Annotated in this window: 1 protein-coding gene; it reads right to left on the minus strand. The window is 65.1% G+C overall.

Annotated features, from left to right (window positions below):
- The coding region (locus ACK6AU_RS31690; protein ID WP_409303690.1) for a condensation domain-containing protein at window positions 1–3038 on the minus strand (3038 nt) is incomplete at both ends.

Raw genomic sequence — 3038 nt, forward strand, 5'->3', positions numbered from 1 at the left:
AGTAGTCGCGCTCGGTGGCGTTCCATTGCTCCAGCACCTGGCGCCGCTCGGCAAGGTCGAGCATCGGCAGCTCACCCAGGCTCCGGGTGCTGTCGGCCAGCATGCCCAGCAGCAGGTTGGTCAGGTGCCGACCGTAGGCCTCCACGCTTTGCGCGGTGAAACTGGCCCGGGCGAAGCTGAATTGCAATGACAGCGTCGCGCCAAAGTCCACCAGCAGGGTCAAGGGATAGCTGGTCTGCTCGTGCGCCTGGGGCACACCAAAGCCGATACCGCTGCCGCCCTGCTCCAGCGCCTTGGATACCGGGTAGTTCTCGAACACCAGGATGTTGTCGAACAGTGCTTCTCCACCCTGGCTGGCCCAGCGCTGGATGTCATACAACGCGGTGTGTTCATGTTCGCGCAGGGCCAGGTTGCGCTCCTGCACATCCTGCAGCCACTGCGCCACCGAACGCTGGGCATCGACGGCGCAAATCACTGGCAAGGTATTGATGAACAAACCGATTTGCTGCTCGATCCCGGCCAGTTCAGCCGGGCGACCGGCCACGGTGGCGCCGAAGGTCACCACCGACTGCCCGCTATGGCGTTGCAGCAGGATCAGCCAGGCCGCCTGGATCAAGGTGTTGAGGGTGACTTTCTGGCTGCGGGCGAAAGCCTCCAGGCGTCCGGTCAGCTCGGCATCCAGGGCCCAGCGGTACTCGCCATGGCCCTGTGCAGCCAAGGGCAGGTTGCTGCCCAAGCCCGTCGGTGCCGGCAACTGGCTCAACTGCTCGCGCCAGAAGGCCTCGGTCGCCTTGGCATCCCGTTGTTGCAACCAGCCGATGTAGTCGCGATAGCGGCCACTGGCCTCCGGCACCGCTACGCCGGCATAGCGTTGCAATACTTCACCAAACAACCGCGAATTGCTCCAACCGTCCATGAGGATGTGATGGTTGGTGTAGATCAGCTCATGGCGCTGCTCGCCCGTACGCACCAGCAATACTCGAACCAGGGGCGCCCGGGCCAGGTCGAAACCCTGGCGGCGCTGGGCTTGCTGCAGGTTCTGCAACTCTTGTTCGAGCTCGGGCATGGCGCGCCAATCGAGTTCTTCGATCGGCAGGCTGGCCTGGCGATAGACCACCTGGCACGGCCATTCCAGCTGGCCTTGCCAGAAGTAGCCGCTGCGCAGCACTTCCTGGGCCTGTACCGTGGCCTGCCAGGCCTGCCGGAAACGGCTCACATCCAGGTTGTCGACCGTGACCCGGATCTGGTTGATGTAATCGCCCGCCGCCTGTTCATACAGGGTATGGAACAACATGCCCTGCTGCATCGGCGACAAGGCATAGATGTCCTCGATGTCGCTAGCCACCAGGGGCAGGGACTCGAGCTGGGGCTGGGTCAGCCTGGCCAGGGGGAAGTCCGAAGCGGTGACGCCAGCGTTGCCCGGGGTGCAGCAGTGCTCCACCAGGGCCGCCAGTTCGCGGGCATAGTCCTGGCTCAACTGTTCGATCACCGCTTCATCGAACATCAGCGGGCTGAAGGTCCAGCTCATGTGCAACTCGCCGCCATATACCTGGCCGTTGAGGGTCAGCCAGTTACCCAGCGCGGCCTCGGGGCTCTGCTCGGCGCCGGTGCTTTCCGCCGCCGGGGTGAACAGGCCACCTGGCTGGTCGAAGCTGCCATCGACCTGCCCCAGGTAGTTGAAGGTGATGCGCGGCACCGGCAACAGGCTGAAGGCCTGGCGGGTCTGCTCGTCCCCGAGGTAGCGCAAGGCACCGAAACCCAGGCCCTTGTTCGGCACGGCGCGCAGCTGCTCCTTGACCTGCTTGATCGAGCCCGCCAAGTCGGCGGCCGGGGTCAGGCGCACCGGGAACAGGCTGGTGAACCAACCCAGGGTGCGTGTCAGGTCCAGGTCATCGAACAGCTCTTCGCGGCCGTGGCCCTCGAGCTGGACCAGGCTGGAGGCATGGCCGGTCCAGCGGCAGATCACCCGGGCCAGGGCCGTCAGCAGCAGGTCGTTGATCTGCGTCCGATAGGCCGTGGGCGCCTGCTGCAGCAGTTGCCGGGTACGCTGCGCATCGAGCTGGCTGACCAGGGTCCGGGCCAGTCGTCCCGGACGAGCGCCCTGGGGATCGCGGCACGGCAATTCGGCGCTCACGCCCTGCAACTGTTGTTGCCAGTAGTCTTGTTCCTGGTGCATCGCGGCGCTGCGGGCATGGGCTTGCAGGCGCTCGGCCCAGGTCTTGAACGCCGACGTCTTGGCCGGCAACCGCTGCTGTCGCCCCTCGACCGACTGCTGATAAAGGTTCTGCAAATCTTCAAGGAAGATCCGCCAGGAAACGCCATCCACCACCAGGTGGTGCATGACCAGCAACAGACGCTGGCTGCCATCGGGCAACTCAGCCAGCACCGCCCGCAACAACCGGCCCTGTTGCAGATCGAGGCTGCGCTGGGCGCGTTCGCACAGCTCTTGCAGCTCATCGGCAGTCTCCAGGCGGGCCTGCCAGAGCAAGGTCGTGGCCACAGCGTCATGCCGGGCCTTCCAGCCGTCGGCCTGCGGGTTGAAGCTCAGGCGCAGCACATCGTGATGCACCACCAGCGCCTGGAGTGCCGCTTCCAGCAGGTCCGCGCGCACCGGTTGGCGCGGCGTCAACAGCAAGGACTGGTTCCAGTGATGCCGATCCGGCAGGTCCATGGCGAAAAACAGCTGCTGGAAAGGCAGCAATGGTGTCTCGCCCTGCACCGGCCCCTGGTCGATCACCTGCACGGCCTGCAACTGGGCCACCCGCGCCAGGCTACGCACAGTCTGGTGCTGGAACAGCGCCTTGGGGGTGAAGTGGATCCCGGCCGCCCGGGCCCGGCTGACCACCTGGATCGAGATGATCGAATCGCCACCACGCTCGAAGAAGTTATCGTTCAGGCCCACCTGCTCGATACCCAGCACCTCGGCCCAGATCGCGGCGATCTGCTGCTCCAAAAGACTTTGTGGAGCCTCATAGGCTTGGGCGGACTGCGCCTTGTCCGGCTTGGGCAAAGCCTTGCGGTCCAGCTTGCCGTTGGGG

The sequence above is a fragment of the Pseudomonas sp. KCJK8993 genome (genome assembly GCF_046230915.1).
GTDB lineage: Bacteria > Pseudomonadota > Gammaproteobacteria > Pseudomonadales > Pseudomonadaceae > Aquipseudomonas > Aquipseudomonas piscis.